The sequence below is a fragment of the Mycobacterium gordonae genome, assembly GCF_001417955.2.
In the GTDB taxonomy this organism is placed as follows: domain Bacteria; phylum Actinomycetota; class Actinomycetes; order Mycobacteriales; family Mycobacteriaceae; genus Mycobacterium; species Mycobacterium gordonae_B.
This window is the reverse complement of sequence record NZ_LKTM01000371.1, coordinates 1-17,052: the sequence shown is the minus strand read 5'-3', so window position 1 is coordinate 17,052 and position 17,052 is coordinate 1. Positions and strand designations below refer to the sequence as shown.

At 66.4% G+C, this 17,052-nt stretch carries 15 protein-coding genes; 6 read left to right on the top strand and 9 right to left on the bottom strand.

The window, feature by feature from the left end:
- Positions 1-89 precede the first annotated feature (89 nt).
- Positions 90-4,103 (top strand): PPE family protein, encoded by a 4,014-nt coding sequence (locus AO501_RS30715; protein ID WP_055581352.1) that lies wholly within the window; start codon positions 90-92, stop codon positions 4,101-4,103.
- Here the strand turns inward: AO501_RS30715 and AO501_RS30710 are convergent.
- Positions 4,097-4,780: a class I SAM-dependent methyltransferase gene (locus AO501_RS30710; protein WP_055581351.1), complete on the bottom strand. Its 684-nt coding sequence runs from the start codon at positions 4,778-4,780 to the stop codon at positions 4,097-4,099. The genes AO501_RS30715 and AO501_RS30710 overlap by 7 nt on opposite strands.
- A 35-nt stretch (positions 4,781-4,815) precedes the next feature.
- Here AO501_RS30710 and AO501_RS30705 point away from each other — a divergent pair, with 35 nt between their 5' ends.
- Together AO501_RS30705 and AO501_RS30700 are read left to right on the top strand one after the other, a co-directional pair.
- Positions 4,816-5,268 (top strand): helix-turn-helix transcriptional regulator, encoded by a 453-nt coding sequence (locus tag AO501_RS30705; protein ID WP_055581350.1) that lies wholly within the window; start codon positions 4,816-4,818, stop codon positions 5,266-5,268.
- A 10-nt stretch (positions 5,269-5,278) separates the two neighbouring features.
- Positions 5,279-5,698, top strand: a complete 420-nt coding sequence (locus AO501_RS30700; RefSeq protein WP_055581367.1) for a VOC family protein — start codon at positions 5,279-5,281, stop codon at positions 5,696-5,698.
- On the opposite strand, the gene AO501_RS30695 is transcribed toward AO501_RS30700, so the two are convergent.
- Positions 5,695-7,179, bottom strand: a complete 1,485-nt coding sequence (locus tag AO501_RS30695) for a glutamate-cysteine ligase family protein (protein ID WP_055581366.1) — start codon at positions 7,177-7,179, stop codon at positions 5,695-5,697. The two genes, AO501_RS30700 and AO501_RS30695, sit on opposite strands and share 4 nt — an antisense overlap.
- 69 nt (positions 7,180-7,248) lie before the next feature.
- Between AO501_RS30695 and glpK the strand changes: the two genes are divergently transcribed.
- Entirely contained in the window at positions 7,249-8,805 is a 1,557-nt protein-coding gene (gene glpK / locus AO501_RS30690) for a glycerol kinase GlpK (protein ID WP_197419979.1), read from the top strand.
- A gap of 23 nt (positions 8,806-8,828) precedes the next feature.
- On the opposite strand, the gene AO501_RS30685 is transcribed toward glpK, so the two are convergent.
- Complete coding sequence (locus AO501_RS30685; protein ID WP_055581349.1) at positions 8,829-9,500, bottom strand: PadR family transcriptional regulator; 672 nt, start codon at positions 9,498-9,500, stop codon at positions 8,829-8,831.
- Positions 9,501-9,704: 204 nt separating this feature from the next.
- Here AO501_RS30685 and AO501_RS30680 point away from each other — a divergent pair, with 204 nt between their 5' ends.
- Positions 9,705-10,091, top strand: a complete 387-nt coding sequence (locus AO501_RS30680) for a hypothetical protein (RefSeq protein ID WP_231752666.1) — start codon at positions 9,705-9,707, stop codon at positions 10,089-10,091.
- Here the strand turns inward: AO501_RS30680 and AO501_RS30675 are convergent.
- On the bottom strand, positions 10,088-10,954 hold the full coding sequence (locus AO501_RS30675) for an RDD family protein (RefSeq protein WP_055581347.1): 867 nt from the start codon (positions 10,952-10,954) through the stop codon (positions 10,088-10,090). The two genes, AO501_RS30680 and AO501_RS30675, sit on opposite strands and share 4 nt — an antisense overlap.
- A gap of 35 nt (positions 10,955-10,989) precedes the next feature.
- Between AO501_RS30675 and AO501_RS30670 the strand changes: the two genes are divergently transcribed.
- Positions 10,990-11,982, top strand: a complete 993-nt coding sequence (locus AO501_RS30670; protein ID WP_055581346.1) for a stage II sporulation protein M — start codon at positions 10,990-10,992, stop codon at positions 11,980-11,982.
- Here AO501_RS30670 and AO501_RS30665 read toward each other — a convergent pair whose 3' ends face one another.
- From AO501_RS30665 to AO501_RS30645, 5 genes are all read right to left on the bottom strand, one after another.
- Positions 11,983-13,305, bottom strand: coding sequence for a DUF58 domain-containing protein (locus tag AO501_RS30665; protein ID WP_055581345.1), 1,323 nt, complete (start codon positions 13,303-13,305; stop codon positions 11,983-11,985). It abuts the gene before it with no gap.
- Positions 13,305-14,258 (bottom strand): AAA family ATPase, encoded by a 954-nt coding sequence (locus tag AO501_RS30660; RefSeq protein ID WP_055581344.1) that lies wholly within the window; start codon positions 14,256-14,258, stop codon positions 13,305-13,307. Before AO501_RS30660 ends, AO501_RS30665 begins: the two co-directional genes overlap by 1 nt.
- A complete protein-coding gene (locus AO501_RS30655) occupies positions 14,255-15,412 on the bottom strand; it encodes a DUF4350 domain-containing protein (protein ID WP_371934990.1) in 1,158 nt (385 codons plus the stop codon). Before AO501_RS30655 ends, AO501_RS30660 begins: the two co-directional genes overlap by 4 nt.
- Complete coding sequence (locus tag AO501_RS30650; protein ID WP_055581343.1) at positions 15,394-16,044, bottom strand: DUF4129 domain-containing protein; 651 nt, start codon at positions 16,042-16,044, stop codon at positions 15,394-15,396. Before AO501_RS30650 ends, AO501_RS30655 begins: the two co-directional genes overlap by 19 nt.
- Before the next feature lie 8 nt (positions 16,045-16,052).
- A partial coding sequence (locus tag AO501_RS30645) for a hypothetical protein (protein ID WP_055581342.1) occupies positions 16,053-17,052 on the bottom strand: 1,000 nt, incomplete at its 5' end.

Below are 17,052 nucleotides of genomic sequence, written 5' to 3'. Positions count from 1 at the left end.
ATGCAAACGGGTCGTCAAGGGTGGGCTCCTTAACGCTCCCGCGATTCGCCGCTTGGCGATCGATCCAGTGATGAGGGGTGCTTCCGCCGATGAATTTTTCAGTGCTGCCACCTGAGATCAACTCGCTTCGGCTCTTCACGGGCGCCGGTCCCGGCCCGCTGCTGGATGCGGCGTTGGCCTGGGACGGCCTTGCCGCTGAATTGAACTCGGCTGCAGAATCTTTCACGTCGGTCACGGCCGGCCTGACCAGTCAGGCGTGGCAGGGGCCGGCGGCTGCGGCGATGGCCACGGCGGCGCTCCCGTATGCGGGTTGGTTGAATTCAGCGGCTACGCAGGCTGCAGGTGCGGCGGTACAGGCCAAGGCGGTGGTCGGGGTATTCGAGTCGGCCGTGGCGGCGGCGGTCCATCCGATAGCGGTCCAGGCGAACCGTTCCGGCTTCGTGCGACTGGTGCTCTCGAACCTGTTCGGACAGAATGCACCGGCCATCGCGGCGGCCGAAGCCGTCTACGAGGAGATGTGGGCCCAGGATGTGGCCGCGATGGTCGGCTACTACAGCGGTGCCTCTGCCGCGGCCGCCGCGCTCGCCCCGTTCGCCGAGCCGCTGAAAGCCCTTGCCGGTCTGCCGGCCCAGCTGGCCGCCGGGTCCGCGGCTGCCGCCGGACTTCCGAGCGCCGCCGGGGAGACGCTGCAACTGACGCTCGGGTGGGCGAATGTCGGTGCCAGCAACTTCGGCTTCGGCAACGTCGGCAGTGGCAACATCGGCAGTGGCAACTTCGGCATTTCCAACCTGGGCGATGCGAACATCGGCAATTTCAGCATCGGCTTCGGCAACCTGGGAACGTCCAACATCGGTCTCGGAAACTTCGGCATCGGCAATAAGGGTCTTGCCAACAGCGGTAACTTCAACATCGGTTTCGGCAATACCGGTAACAACAACATCGGTATCGGGCTGACCGGTGACAACCAATTCGGCATCAACCTGAATTCCGGCAGCGGTAACGTCGGGTTGTTCAACTCCGGCACCGGAAACATCGGCTTCTTCAACTCGGGCCACGGAAACTACGGACTCTTCAACTCGGGCAGCTTCAACACCGGCATCGGCAACTCCGGTACCGTCAACACCGGCTTATTCAACCCGGGCACATTCAATACGGGAGCTTTCAACGCAGGCTTCGCCAATACGGGCACCTACAACGTTGGCAGCTTCAACACGGGCGACGTCAACCCCGGTTCCTACAACACCGGCAGCTTCAACATCGGCAACACCAATACCGGTTATTCCAACTGGGGCAACTTCAACACCGGTGCCCTCAACACCGGAAACATGAACAACGGCATCGGCTGGACCGGTGACCAGCAGGGTGGCGTCGTCGTCGCCATCACCACCCCGGACATTCAGCTTCCACCGGTCGACATCTCGCAGATCCTGGTCGGCGCCTTCAACACCCCGCAGATCAGCATCCCGCCCATCACCATCCCGCCGTTCACGACGCCGTCGGACATCCGCATCCTCCCGTTCGACCTGCCGACGATCAGCATTCCGCCGATCAACATCGGGCCCTTCACCTCGCCCGAGAGTGTCCTGGTCTCCGCGTTCAGCCTGCCGGAGATCACCGTCCCGCCGATCAACATCGGCGGCTTCCTGTCACCGATCGCCGCGCTGAGTGCGTTCGAGACGCCGGCGATCGGTATCCCGGCGATCACCATTCCGGCGTACACGACGCCGTCGACCATCACGATCGGCAGTTTCGCCCTGCCGCAGATCGGCATTCCGGCGATCACTATTCCGGCGTACACGACGCCGGCGAATATCAATATCGGTAGTTTCGCGCTGCCGCAGATCGGCATTCCGGCGATCACTATTCCGGCGTACACGACGCCGGCGAACATCAATATCGGTAGCTTCGGGCTGCCGGAGATCGGCATTCCGGCGATCACTATTCCGGCGTACACGACGCCGGCGAATATCAATATCGGTAATTTCGCCCTGCCGCAGATCGGTATTCCGGCGATCACTATTCCGGCGTACACGACGCCCGCGAATATCAATATCGGTAGCTTTGGTCTGCCCCAGATCGGTATACCCGCGGTAACGGTTCCGGCTTACCAGTCGCCGGCGCTTACGGTGGGAGGGTTCAACCTGCCGTCCGTCACTACGCCGCCTATAGCGGTACCACCGATAAATCTACCGCAGGTAATCATTCCGCCCTTCCAGACGCCGACCGTAACTGTCACGGGCTGGAACCTGCCTTCGGTCACCGTTCCGCAGATCAATATCCCGCGTATACAGTTCCCGAACATCTCCGTCCCAGGCGGAAACCAGACGCTCATTACCCTGGACACGAGCTTCATCGCGGCCCCCACCTACCGAATTGACCTCGGTACCTTCAATATCAATGCGATTTCGCTGGGCTTCACGACGCAGGGCTACATCGAGCAATTCAGCTTCCCTAGCATCCAGATCGGTGCGATGACGCTGCCGACTCTCAACATCAGCAATGCCGGTGGCAACTACATCATTCCGTCGATCGGGCTCTCCGGTTTCAACATCCCGTCCATCACTTTCAACCCAGTGCAGTTCAGCGGCTTCACCCTGCCGCAGATCGGTTGGCCGCAGTTCTCGACGCCGGCGTTGACCATTCCGCAGATTCAGCTCGGGGACTTCGATCTGCCGCAGGTGGGTTGGCCGCAGTTCTCGACGCCGGCGTTGACCATCCCGCCGATAAATCTCGGCTCCTTCGATCTGCCGCAGGTGGGTTGGCCGCAGTTCTCGACGCCGGCGTTGACCATCCCGCCGATAAATCTCGGCTCCTTCGATCTGCCGCAGGTGGGTTGGCCGCAGTTCTCGACGCCGGCGTTGACCATCCCGCCGATAAATCTCGGCTCCTTCGATCTGCCGCAGGTGGGTTGGCCGCAGTTCTCGACGCCGGCGTTGACCATCCCGCCGATAAATCTCGGCTCCTTCGATCTGCCGCAGGTGGGTTGGCCGCAGTTCTCGACGCCGGCGTTGACCATCCCGCCGATAAATCTCGGCTCCTTCGATCTGCCGCAGGTGGGTTGGCCGCAGTTCTCGACGCCGGCGTTGACCATCCCGCCGATAAATCTCGGCTCCTTCGATCTGCCGCAGGTGGGTTGGCCGCAGTTCTCGACGCCGGCGTTGACCATCCCGCCGATAAATCTCGGCTCCTTCGATCTGCCGCAGGTGGGTTGGCCGCAGTTCTCGACGCCGGCGTTGACCATCCCGCCGATAAATCTCGGCTCCTTCGATCTGCCGCAGGTGGGTTGGCCGCAGTTCTCGACGCCGGCCTTGACCATCCCGCCGATAAATCTCGGCTCCTTCGATCTGCCGCAGGTCGGCTGGCCGGAATTCACCACCCCGCCGCTGACCATTCCGCCGATCGACCTCGGCGAGATCGTGCTGCCGCCGATCAGCTGGCCCGAGTTCTCCACTCCGGCGTTGACGATCCCGCCGATCTCCATCGGCGACTTCCTGCTTCCGCAACTCACTTCGGAGGCGTTCTCGCTGCCCGAGATCGGGATTCCGCCGATCGCGCTGGGTGCGTTCAACCTGCCCCAGGTCATCGCCTCCGCGTTCGACCTGCCATCGATCGGGATTCCCAATATCGCCATCGGCGAGTTCATCCTGCCGCAGATCGACTTCCCGGGCTTCGTCACGCCGCCGCTGGTCATTCCGCCAATCGGAGTCGGCGCCTTCAACCTGCCGGACATCTACATTCCGAGCATCCACCTGCCGAGCCAGAAGCTGTTCGAGTTCCAGATTCCGCCGACGCCGGGCTACGGCAACACCACCGACAACATCTTCACGACGTCGGGTTTCTTCAACACCGGCGGCGGCAACAGCTCGGGATTCTTCAACAACGGCAGCGGGGTGTCCGGGTTCTTCAGCGGAAACCCGTTGGGGCTCATCGGCGCTTCGGGCTACAACGTGTTCGGCGAAGGTTCCTCGGGTCTTTCGGTCCTGGGCAGCGGAGTGTCGGGTCTCGGAAACATCGGCACTCTGCCGGCCAACGTCAGCAGCTTCGTGTCCGGCCTGCAGAGCATCGGTTCGAACCTGGCCGGGATCTTCCTGCAGAACTACTGATCCGCCTTGTGCGCGCTCAGCAGATAGGCGGGCATCATCACGCGGCCCTTGTCGTCGACACGGTGCGGGGACCCTTCCGGAAGCTCAGGGATGTCCGGCAGCTGCGGCATGTTCCCGTGGATCGCCGCGGGCCGAATCTCGTCGACCTCCCAGTATTTGCTTACGGCGGAACGTAGTTCCTGCTCGTCGACCTCGTTGGGCCGGTACGGGGCCTCGGCCGGGAAAGCGCCCTTGGCGAACACCAGGGCGAAGTAGCCGGCGCCGGGTGCGGCAGCCCGGTGAATCGCCTGTAGGTAGGCGTCGCGGTCCTCGACCGGCAGTGAGTGGAACAGCGTGCTGTCGATCACCGTTCCGAATCGGCCGTCATAACCGGAGAACTTCGTGATGTCGTCCACGACAAAAGTGGCGGTAGTGAGCCCGCGCTCGCGCGCGGCTTTCGTCGCCTCCGCAATCGCGGTAGGCGAATTGTCAATACCGACAACGGTATAACCGCCGGCCGCCAGCGCGAGTGACAATTCCGCGACCCCGCATCCGGCGTCCAGCACGTCACCGCGGACCTTTCCGGCGGCGATCAGCGCGGCCAAGTCAGGCTGCGGTTCACCGATATTCCACGGCGGCGGCGCCTGGAAGACCCTCTCCTGGTACGCATCGTCCCAGTCCATCACCTGATCCGTCATGGTTCCCAACGTACGCCCGTCGCATACTGGGAGTTATGCCGCAGCTGCCGCCGGCCCGCTATCTGCTACGCGCGAAGGATTTTGCCGACGCCCGCTACGCCGAGCCGATCACGGTGGACGACCTGGCAGCGGCCGCGGGCCTGTCCCGTTCGCATTTCAGCCGGATGTTCACCCGCACCTTTGGTGAGTCGCCGCGCTCGTACCTGCAGACACGCCGGCTGGAGCGCGCGGCGGCGTTGCTGCGCCACACCGATCGGTCCGTCGCCGACATCGCCGTCATGGTGGGTCTGCGCAGCGTCGGTTCGTTCACAACGAGTTTCGCCCGCGTCTACGGCCTGCCGCCGGCCGCCTACCGGGCGAGCCTCCCGCCTGCGTCGGTGCACGCTCGGGTGCCGAGTTGCATCCTCGCGCGCGACACCCGACCGCCCGCGGACAGTCGGGTCAAGACAGCACGCGGGGAGAAGACGCACGGACCGGCCGGGTCGTAGCGTGGTGGCCATGCTCAAGATTGCCAGCGCCCACCTCTGGGTGCACGACCAGGAAGTCGCCCTGAAGTACTGGACCGAAAAGGTGGGTATGGAAGTGCGGCAGGATGTTTCGCTGCCCGGCCTGGATTTCCGGTGGCTCACCGTGGGCCCTCCCGGCCAGGACGACGTGTCCATCGTGCTGATGGCGATTCCGGGTGAGCCGGTGATGGACGCGGCGACCCATCAGCAGGTCGCCGAGGTGATGGCTAAGGGTTTCGCCGGCACGGTGTTTCTCACCACCGAGGACTGCGCGGCCACCTATCGCGAAATGAAGTCCCGCGGAGTGGAATTCACTGAAGACCCGCATGAGATGCCCTATGGCATCGACTGCGGGTTCCGCGACCCGTCCGGCAACAGCGTGCGGTTGACGCAATTGGCCGAAATAGGTTAGTCGGGCCTGCGAACGGGCCACGTGTGCACCGGTTCATTGGCGTGCATGTGCTCGCAGTACCGGCGCAGCATCTCGGCCAGGGCCCGGGGCCGGGTCATGCCCCCGTCCTGCAGTGCGCGGACGGTGGCTACCTGCCAACTGGCTCCGTTGCGCCCGGTTCTGGCCCGGCCCTCGATAACGCCCAGGAAGCGGTCGCGGACTTCGGCATCGACGCCCCAGCGCCGTAAGCCCTCGTGGGCCATCGGCAACAGCGTGTCCAGCACCAGCTTCTGGGTGCTCACCTCGCCGACACCCGGCCAGTGCTGCTGCGCGTCGATGCCTTGTTGAGCGGCGTCCAGGAAATTCCGGTGCGCCACCGGAAAACCCATCTGCGACCACACCGGCTGTTCGGCTTCGGACATGGTCCGCAGCATTCCGTAGTAGAACGCTGAATTGGCCAGCATGTCAACGACACTCGGTCCGGCTGGCAGTACCCGGTTCTCCAGCCGCAGCTGTGGGCGACCATCGGAGACGTCGTACACCGGCCGGTTCCACCGGTACACGGTGCCGTTGTGCAGGCGCAGTTCGGCCAGGCGCGGTGTACGTCCCGCCGTCAGTTCCGCGACGGGATCCTCATCGGACAGTTCCGGCAGCAGTGACGGGAAGTACTTGATGTTCTCCTTGAACAGGTCGACGGCCGAGGCGATCCAGCGCTCGCCGAACCAGACTCGCGGCCGGACGCCCTGGGTTTTCAGTTCTTCGGGGCGGGTGTCGGTGGACTGGGCGAACAGTTCGATGCGGGTCTCCGCCCACAGGTGATGGCCGAAGAAAAACGGCGAGTTCGCGGCCAGTGCGAGTTGCGGGCCGGCCAGCGCCTGCGCCGCGTTCCAGTTGGCGGCGAAGTCTTCTGGAGCCACTTGCAGGTGCAATTGCGTGCTGGTGCAGGCGGATTCGGGCGCGATGGAAGCGGCCTGCCAGCTCAGGGGTTCGGGGCCGGCGATGTTGATGGGGATGTCCTCCCCGCGGCCCTCCAAGATCGACTCGTTGAGGGCTGCGTACCGGTTCGACTCGCTCATCCAGCCCTCCGACAGATGCTTGGGCATCAGGGTGGGCAGGATGCCGATCATGACGATGTGCGAACCACTGGCGTTGGCCTTGAGTTCGGCGTCGTTGAGGCTGGCTCGTACGTCCTTCTCCAGGTCCAGCGTGGTGTGTCCGGGTAGCGGGCGGGGCGGAACATTGAATTCGATGTTGTAGGCGCCCAATTCGGTCTGATACGCGGGATCGTCGATGGCGTCCAGCACGTGCCGGTTCGACATCGCCGGCTGGTATTCGGCGTCGACCAGGTTGCATTCGATTTCCATGCCGGTGAGCGGGTGCTCCGAATCGAAGCTGGTGCGCGAGAGCATCGTCTCGAAGACGTCGAGACACACCCGCACTTTGCGCCGGTACTCCCGCCGATGTGCGCGGTCATACGTGGTGCGCTTGACCTCTTCGCCCACCTGACCGATGGAACAGGTTTCCCGGGCCGCGCGCAACCCGGCCCGACACTGCGCCATCATGTACCTGCAGTGTCCAACGCCACCCTAGGAGAGGCCGAGTTGGCTGAGTCGCCGGAATTCATCGCAGCCATCGACCAGGGCACCACCAGTACCCGCTGCATGATCTTCGATCACGACGGCGCCGAGGTGGCCCGTCATCAACTCGAGCATGATCAGATCCTGCCGCGGGCCGGCTGGGTCGAACACAACCCGGTGGAGATCTGGGAGCGCACCGCGTCGGTGCTGATGTCCGTGCTGAACGCCAGCAACATATCTTCGAAAGATATTGCGGCACTCGGGATCACCAACCAGCGTGAGACGACGCTGGTGTGGAACCGCAAAACCGGAAGACCCTACTACAACGCGATCGTCTGGCAGGACACCCGAACCGACCGCATCGCGTCCGCGCTGGACCGGGACGGCCGCGGCGACGTGATCCGGCGCAAGGCAGGTCTGCCGCCGGCCACTTACTTCTCCGGCGGCAAGCTGCAGTGGATTCTGGAGAACGTCGACGGGGTGCGCGCGGCCGCGGAAAAGGGTGACGCGCTGTTCGGCACCCCCGACACCTGGGTGTTGTGGAATCTGACCGGCGGCCCGCGCGGTGGCGTGCACGTCACCGATGTGACCAATGCCAGCCGGACCATGCTGATGAACCTGGAGACGCTGGACTGGGACGACGAATTGCTGTCGTTCTTCTCCATCCCGCGGGAGATGCTGCCCAAGATCGAGCCGTCGTCGCCGCTGCAGCCCTACGGCGTGACGTCCGATACCGGCCCCTTCGGCGGTGAGGTCCCGATCACCGGTGTCCTGGGTGACCAGCATGCGGCCATGGTCGGCCAGGTCTGCCTGGACGCCGGCGAGGCGAAGAACACCTACGGCACCGGTAACTTCCTGCTGCTGAACACCGGCGAGACGATTGTGCGGTCCCAGAACGGGCTGCTCACCACGGTGTGTTACCAGTTCGGGGACGCCAAGCCCGTGTACGCCCTGGAGGGCTCGATCGCGGTGACGGGCTCCGCGGTGCAGTGGCTGCGCGACCAGTTGGGCATCATCAGCGGCGCCTCGCAGAGCGAGTCGCTGGCCCGGCAGGTCGCCGACAACGGCGGGGTGTACTTCGTGCCGGCGTTCTCCGGGTTGTTCGCGCCCTATTGGCGATCCGACGCCCGCGGGGCGATCGTCGGGCTGTCCCGGTTCAACACCAACGCTCATCTGGCTCGCGCCACGCTGGAGGCGATCTGCTACCAGAGCCGCGACGTGGTGGACGCCATGCAGGCCGACTCCGGAGTAAGCCTCGAGGTCTTGAAGGTCGACGGCGGGATCACCAGCAACGAGTTGTGCATGCAGATTCAGGCCGACGTGCTGGGTGTGGATGTGGTGCGGCCGGTGGTCGCCGAGACGACCGCGCTCGGTGCCGCCTACGCGGCTGGCCTGGCCGTCGGATTCTGGTCCGGTCCGTCCGAGCTGCGGGCCAACTGGCAGGAGGACAAGCGCTGGACGCCCAACTGGGACGACGACCAGCGCGCCGCCGGATACGCGGGATGGCGCAAGGCGGTGCAGCGGACCCTGGACTGGGTCGACGTGTCCTGATCCAGGGTCCGCCGCGACGGGCCTCAGTCCTCGCCGAGGATGCCGTAGATCTCCCGACGTGCGTTGTTGAGCACGTCGACGATGCGTTGCTGCTGTTCAGCACTGGCCGCGTGGGCTGACTGCCCGACGGCGCCGAAGAGCTGGCGGGCGGCGCTGCGGAGATTGAGGTGTCCCGGGTCCACGCCTTCGGCGATCTCGTCCCACGGCGGGGTCTCGACCTTTGCCGCCTCGGTGCGACCGTCGTCGGTCAGCTCGAACAGCTTCTTGCTGCCGTCTGTCTCGCTGGCGGTGATCAGCCCCTCGTCGTCCAGCAGTTGCAGGGTCGGGTACACCGAACCGGGGCTCGGCTTCCAGATTCCGTTGCTGCGTTCGGCGATCTGCTGAATCATCTCGTAGCCGTGCATGGGCCGCTCGTTCAGCAGCACCAGGATGGCGGCGCGCACGTCACCGCGCCGGCCCCGGCCGCCACGGCGTCCGCCGCGGCCACCCGGGCCGAATCCGAAGCCGGGACCGAACCCGGGACCGAAGCCGGGGCCGAAACCGGGCCCGAAGCCCATCGGGCCGCCGTGCTCGCCCGCCTGCTCGCGCAAGTTCTCGAAGAATTCCCGACGGGCCTGCCGCCGAGCGCCGGGTCCGAAGCCGAAACCGGGGCGTGGGCCGAAAGGCCCGGTAGGCGGGGTGAAAAGGGTGTTCATGTCTGTGTTCCTTCAGTCAGGGGAAGCGCCGAGGCGGCGCTCCGGTGTATCACTATGTATCACGATATATCGTAAACTATCGGACGGCAAGCGGCGGGGCCTTCCCCGGGGCAACCAAATCTGCAGGCTCGGTGACGGCGGTACGGGCACTCGCCCCGAATCTCGACCGTTTGCACACCCTGAACGCCGGGTAGCACCTGACGGGTGAATGGCAATAACCGCTTCCGGACCATGACCGGCCCCGGCAGCGCCACCGATCCGACGCAACACGGTGACGACGGCGAGAAGGCCCGGTCGCGGGTCAACTGGGTGTTGGCCCTGCTGACCGTGCCAGGTGCCGCGATCGTGATGCTTTTCGCACTCGGCGCCGTGATGAGTACCGACTCCTGCGCCCAGAACCGTTGCCCGAGCCTCGGCGGCGGAATCAGCTTCGACGTCTTCTTCTACGGTCCGCCGCTGGTCGCCGTCCTGGTGATCGTCACCTCGGTCTTCACCGCAAAGCGGCACGGGGGTATCGCGGTGCCCCTGTTCGGGCTGGCGTTGTTGGTGACCGACGTGGCCATACTGGCGGCCTCCGTCGCCCAGTACTAGCTCGGTAAGGAGAAGCCGCCGGGTTCGGGGTTCTGCGGGGGCGGCGCAGGAGTGGGAGTCCAGCCCGGTGCCGGCGGCTGGTAGTTCGGCCAACCCTGCTGCTGAGGCCAGCCCGGCGCGGGTGCCGGACGCAGGCGAGCGAGTTCCCGCCGGTGCCGCTCGGCGAGCACCGCGGCCAGGACCAGCTGCGGCGGTACGCCCGGCGGAGGCGGCGGCGCGATGTGCGACACCACGTCACTGGCAATCCGATAAGCCATTTGATCGCGCAGCGCCGGGTCGAGTTGATGCGCCCGCGACAGGAATTGCCGGGCCACTTCGGCCTGGCCGGTGGTCAGTCCGGACAGTTGCAACGACGCCGCCCACCCGGCCAGTGCCGGTGGCATCACCGGCGGCGGACTGATCCGTGGTCCGCGTTCGCTGACCACGACGGTGCCGGCGAAGATGTCGCCGACCCGCTTGGCTTTCGGGGAGAGCACGCTGCAGATCACCGCGGGGCTGCCGAGCAGCATCCAGATCTCCACCACGGCGGCCAGCGCGCGGAACAGCGCCTGCCGGAACCGTTCCGGGCCACCGTCGTCGGAGACGACCCGCAGGCCCATCACGATCTTGCCGACCGAGCGACCCCGGGTCGCCATTTCGATGGCCACCGGGTAACCGACCATGGCCAGCACCGTGAAAATGATCAGGAAGGCGACGGTCAGGGCCTCGTCGAACTGGGAGAGGGAGGCCGCCCACAGCATCACTCCCACGATGTAGGCGATGAAGACGACGGTGAGGTCGATGATCGCGCTGATTGCGCGCACCGGTAGCTGGGCTATCTGGACGTCGAGCACCACGGCGTCCCCGGTCACCACCTCCGACATAACCCGAAACGCTACAGGCTGGGTAGGCTGCCCAAGTGGACGTCGACGCGTTCCTGCTCACCCATCGAGGCACCTGGGACCGACTCGACCAGTTGATCAAGAAGCGGCGTTCGCTGACGGGCGCCGAGATCGATGAACTCGTCGAGCTGTATCAGCGGGTGTCCACCCATCTGTCGATCCTGCGGTCGGTGTCGTCGGATTCGCTGATCACCGGCCGGCTGTCCAGCCTGGTGGCGCGAGCCCGGTCCGCGGTCACCGGCGCCCATGCCCCCTTGACCAGTACCTTCGTCCGCTTCTGGACAGTGTCCTTTCCGGTGGTCGCCTACCGTTCCTGGCGATGGTGGTCGGCGTCGGCCGTGGCGTTCTTCGCGGTGGTGGTGGTCATGGCGTTCTGGGTGGCCGGCAGTCCCGAGGTGCAGTCGGTCGTCGGGACGCCGGCTGACATCGACCAACTCATCAATCACGACGTGGAGTCTTACTACAGCGAGCACCCCGCCGGGGCGTTCGCCCTGCAGGTCTGGGTGAACAACTCGTGGGTGGCTGCCAAATGCATCGCGATGGCGGTGGTGCTCGGCGTGCCGATACCGTTCGTGCTGTTCCAGAACGCCGCCAACGTGGGGGTCATCGCCGGTCTGATGTTCCCGGCGGGCAAGGGTGGCTTGCTGCTGGGTTTGCTGCTGCCGCACGGCCTGCTGGAGCTGACCGCGGTGTTCCTGGCCGCCGCCGTGGGGATGCGGTTGGGGTGGTCGGTGATTTCGCCCGGTGATCGGCCGCGTGGCCAGGTTCTGGCCGAGGAAGGCCGCGGCGTGGTCTCGGTTGCCGTGGGACTGGTGGGGGTGTTGCTGGTGTCGGGGTTGATCGAAGCGATGGTGACGCCGTCGCCGTTGCCCACGTTCGCGCGTATCGCCGTCGGCGTCCTTGCCGAGGCGGCGTTCCTCGCCTACATCGTCTACTTCGGACGCCGGGGCGTTGCTGCCGGTGAGACCGGCGATATCGAGGACGCCCCGGACTACGTCCCCACCGGGTAGTCAGAGCTGCCCGGTCGCCTTCATGGCCAGATAGCGGTCCGCGAGGCTGGGTGCGATGTCGGTGGGTGGTGCGTCGACGACTTCCACCCCGCTGCGCCGCAGCCGCGAGGCGATGGCCCGCCGCTCGTTGCGGGACCGTTCGGCCGCCGCCGCGTCATACACCGCGGCCGCGTCGCTGCGCCCGGCCGCGAGTTCGTCGACGCGTGGGTCGGACACGGCGGCAACCAGCACATGGTGTTTGGCCGACAACTGCGGAATCATCGGCAGCAAGCCCTCGTCGAGGGCGGTCGAGTTCAGGTCGGTGAGCAACACCACCAGCGACCGCCGCCGGGTCCGCCGCAGAATCGCGGCCACCATTGCCCGCCAATCGGATTCGATGAGCGCCGGTTGCAGCGGGGCCATCGCGTCGACCAGTTGGGCAAGCAGTTCGGTACGCGACGCACCGAAAACGGCGGCCCGGCCCACCCGGTCATGAGCCAGGAAGTCGACGTGGTCACCGGCGCGAGATGCCAACGCCGCCAACAACAGCGCGGCGTCCATCGCCCAGTCCAGTCGGGGCCAGCCGGCCGGGTCGGCCGCCGTGGGGTCGACACCGACGCGCCCGGCCGCCATCCGTCCGGTGTCGAGCACGATCACCACGCGCCGATCCCGTTCGGGCCGCCAGGTGCGGACCATGACGTCGCTGCGCCGGGCGCTGGCCCGCCAGTCGATCGAGCGGACGTCGTCACCGACGACATACTCACGCAGCGAATCGAATTCGGTGCCCTGCCCCCGGATCAGCGTCGGCAGCAGTCCGTCGATCTCCCGCAGCTTCGCCAGTCGCGACGGCAGGTGCTTGCGGGACAGGAACGGCGGCAACACCCGCACCTGGCCGGGCACCGGTTGCGAACTCTGCCGGCCCGCGAAACCCAGCGGCCCGATGGAGCGCGCCGTCACCAGCGCGGCGCGTTGGTCGCCGCGCCGAACCGGCCGTAGGTGCGTGTGCACCTGCTGGCTCTGCCCGGACGCGATGCTCAAACGGTGGGTCCGCGGCTCGCCCCGGGCACTGGGCGGCCACGCATCGCGCACCTGGCCGCGGAAGCGGCGGCGGCCGTCGTTGTGGACAGCCAGACCCGCGTCCACCGGTTGACCCAACCGGACCGAACCGTTGGGCGATCGGGTGAAGCGCAGCCGGCGGGGACTGGCGGCCAACATCACGTCAATGCTGACCAGAATCGCCAACACAGCCAGAAGGATCGCGAAAGCCCTTGCCGGCCAGGGTGATACCGCGATCGGCAGGACGCAGACGAGCGCGAGCAGTCCGGTGCGGCCGGTGAGGATCACTAGCGTGGAACCGGGACCGAGGCCAGGATGCCGTCCAGCACGCCGTCGGGGGTGGCGCCCTCGAGCTCGGCTTCCGGACGCAGCATGACCCGGTGCCGCAGCGTCGGACGGGCCATCGCCTTCACGTCGTCGGGGGTGACGTAGTTACGTCCGGACAGCCAGGCCCAGGACCGGGCGGTGCCGAGCAGGGCGGTGGCCCCGCGGGGTGAGACTCCCAGCTGCAGGGCGGGGGAGGAGCGGGTTGCGCCGACGATGTCGACGATGTAGCCCAGCACCTCGTCGGCGATCAGCACCTGACGCACCGCTTCGCGGCCGGCCGCCAGCTCGGCCGGTCCCGCTACGGGCTTGATCGCTGACAGGTCACGCGGATCGAAACCATGCGCGTGCCGGCTGAGGATTGCGATCTCGGCATCGCGGGGCGGCAGTGTGACATTCAGTTTGAGCAGGAAGCGGTCGAGTTGGGCTTCGGGCAGTTGATAGGTGCCCTCGTACTCGATCGGGTTCTGGGTGGCGGCGACGATGAACGGATCGGGCAGCGGTTTCGGCTCGCCGTCCACGCTGACCTGGCGCTCCTCCATCGCTTCGAGCAGCGCCGCCTGTGTCTTGGGTGGCGTGCGGTTGATCTCGTCGGCCAGCAGCAGATTGGTGAACACCGGGCCCGGCCGGAAGGCGAACTCCGCGGTGTGGGTGTCGTAGACCAGCGATCCGGTGACGTCACCGGGCATCAGGTCCGGGGTGAACTGGACCCGCTTGAACTCCAGTTGCAGCGCGGCGGCCATGGCGCGGATCATCAGCGTCTTGGCCACGCCGGGAACGCCTTCCAGCAGCACGTGGCCGCGGCACAACAAGGCGATCACCAGGCCGCTGACGACGCCTTCCTGTCCGACGACCGCTTTGCCGATCTCGGCGCGCAATCCCAGCAATGCCTCGCGGGCGGAATCCGGTTCTGTCACGAGTGGGTGACCTGCCTTTCGATGTCGTCGAGCGCTCGGGCTAGGTGGAGTAGGTCGGAGTCATTGGCCGGCGGGGGGCCGAACAAGTGGTACTGGACGAAGTCCGGGTCGGCGCCACTGCGCTGTGCCACCGTCATCACCACCGCGGGTGGCGCCGCGTTGGGCCCCAGGCCGAGCCGGGGGACCAGGCGTTGCAGCGCCGCCGTGCGCAGTGCTTCCGCGGCGCGGTCGCGGGCCCGCCGTGAGCGGTAGAGACGGCCGCGGCCCTCCACCGTCTCAGAGGCGCGCACCACCACGGGGAGCTCCTCGGCGACCAGCGGGCCGATCCGGCGGCCCTTCCACAACGCGACCAGGATCACCACCAGCCAGAGCTGCCAGACCATCCACGTCACGTTCTCCGGAATCAGGTCCATGATCGATCCCGGCGCCGACGTGTGTCCCTCAACCCGCTGTGGGGCGTACCAGATCAGCCGGGACCGGGTGCCCGCGAGATTCATGGCCAGCGCCGCGTTGCCTTCTTCCAGAAGACCGTCGTTCTGCATGAAGTGGCTGGTGCCCACCACGGTGACGGTGCGGCCTCCGTCGCGGTAGCTGACCAGTGCCCCGCCGTAGCAGCTGACCAGGTCGAGGTCGCCTGTCGCCCGGTACGCGTCGCTGGAGCCGAGGTTGACCGCACCGGCTCGATTAGCCTGCGGCAGCTGGCAATTCGGTTCGTTCTCCAAATTGCTGGCGGCCCCGACACGCAGCTTCGGTGTCAGTGCCGCGCGGGTGCGCGACGTGGGGTCCACCAGCAGCAGATCCCCCGGGACGTCGGCCAGGTCGTGCAGCAACGAATTGTCGGTCACGTGCTGCGACTGCGCCACCAACAGCAACGTGTCCGCCCGCGCTGCGCGCTGGACCTCGGCGACGGTGTCCGCGACCACCACGTCGACGCCGGCCTCGCGCAGCAGTGTCACCAGAGCGTGCGCGCCGGCGGGGCTGGTGGCCTCGGGGTCCATCGTGCCGCCGGGTCGCGGCGCCGTGAGGTACGTGGTGATCGACGCGACGACGGCCAGGACCGCCAGCGTGAGCAACACCCCGCGCCAGGGGCGGCGTTGCTGCACGGTGCCGGTTGGCGCACCGGGAAGGGTGGCCGTCACCGGACCTTCGCCCACGAGTCCGGTGCCGCGGCCTGCGCGACGACGGGAGATGTGGCGGACCTCGACCGAAGATGGTCGTCGAGGTCGGCGATCATCTGATATGCGGCCTGGGTTCCGGGACGCTCGCCGTAGGTGACGTCGTTGAAAGCCGTTGCCGCTTGCGACAATTCCGCTGCCAGATGGGGCAGTGCTTCGCCGGCGTCGTGGGCCAGCTCGTTGGCGGTGCGGCCCGGAACCTGGGTCAGTACGCCCGTCTCCTCCAGCTCGCGGGCCACCGCGCGCAGCCGATGTCGGATCGCTGCCGCCCAATTACCATCGGCGGCAAAAGATTCCGCGGTCGCACGATGCTGAGCCGCGGTCAATTGGCCGGCGTCGAAGAGTTCGTAGTCGCCGCCGCGATTGGTGCGCATGGTGCGCCGCGCGATACGGATCGCGACGAAGATCGCGATGGCCGCCAGGATCACCAGCACGGTGACGGTGAACCATCCGCCGGATACGTGCGAAGTCTTCAGGATGAGCTTGAGCAGGAATTCATTGATCTTGTCCATGATTTCGTCGGTCAACGACGGCCTGGGGTAGATCGGCTTGTTCAACTCGCGCTGCGCAGCATCATGCGCGGCATCGCGGTCGATGTCGATGGCGGGCACTGTGCTCCTCAGTAAGGCCGGGTCAGCCAGAGGTTGTCGGTGGATTCCACGGCGGCCGGCCCACCGGCGGCGCCGGTTTGCAGCACCAGGTCGAAGGCCTCGGCACGGATCCGACGGTCGGTGTAGAGCAGCACGACGACGCCGGCGACGAACGGCGTGGTGACGATCTGGCTGATTCCTCCTCCGATGGACGACAAGGTGGTGCCCACCAGTAGCGTTGTGGTGCTTGACGCGCCCATCAGCAGCACCTGGCCGACGATGCTGAACGGTGCCGAGATCGCACCGCCGACGATGCCGACCACCATGGCCGCCAGCACGCGGATGCCCAGTACCCGCCAAAAGCCGTTGCGCACCAAGCGGAAAGACCTTGTGATGGCGTCGAATACCGGCAACCGCTCCAGCACGATCAGCACCGGCGCGAACAACAGCACGGTATACGCGTAGGCCAGCAGCGCAATGACCAGCAACAGCAACGGGAATCCGAGCAGCACGGCTGCACCGGCGTTGGCGGCCACGCCCACGCCGATCAGGATCACCACCACCAGGCCGATGATCACGGCCAGCCCGACGGCCTCCAGCAGTGCCAGGCCGAGCAGGGCCAGTAACCGGCCGCGGACCTTGGCCCACGCTTCGGCGATGGTGATCGGCGAGCCGAAGACCGCGCGCCCGACGATGACGGTCAACATCCCGCTGAGCAGCATGCTGCCCAGCCAGCTGACCAGGGCGCTGCCGCCCAGTGACGCCGTCCATGCCCCGAGGGCTCCGAGGCTGGGCTCGGACTTGTTGGTCTGCAACGAGTTCGCGGCGGCCAGTGGGCCGATGGTCGCCAGCAGTGAGATCACCTGCATGACGACGACGACCATGGCGGTGATGCCCAGAGTCGGCTTCGGATTGGCCCGGATGTAGCCGACCGCGCCGTTGAAGATGTCGCTCAGAGTGAGCGGCCGCAGCGGGATGATGCCGGGCTTTACCGCACCCGGCATCAATGGCGGACCGTAGCCGGGAGGG

Bases quoted from the DNA above. Each gene is read 5' to 3' on its own strand.
- AO501_RS30675 (WP_055581347.1), bottom strand. From the start codon at position 10,954: ATGTCGGAGGTGGTGACCGGGGACGCCGTGGTGCTCGACGTCCAGATA.
- AO501_RS30685 (WP_055581349.1), bottom strand. From the start codon at position 9,500: ATGAACACCCTTTTCACCCCGCCTACCGGGCCTTTCGGCCCACGCCCC.
- AO501_RS30705 (WP_055581350.1), top strand. From the start codon at position 4,816: ATGCCGCAGCTGCCGCCGGCCCGCTATCTGCTACGCGCGAAGGATTTT.
- AO501_RS30700 (WP_055581367.1), top strand. From the start codon at position 5,279: ATGCTCAAGATTGCCAGCGCCCACCTCTGGGTGCACGACCAGGAAGTC.
- AO501_RS30710 (WP_055581351.1), bottom strand. From the start codon at position 4,780: ATGACGGATCAGGTGATGGACTGGGACGATGCGTACCAGGAGAGGGTC.
- AO501_RS30715 (WP_055581352.1), top strand. From the start codon at position 90: ATGAATTTTTCAGTGCTGCCACCTGAGATCAACTCGCTTCGGCTCTTC.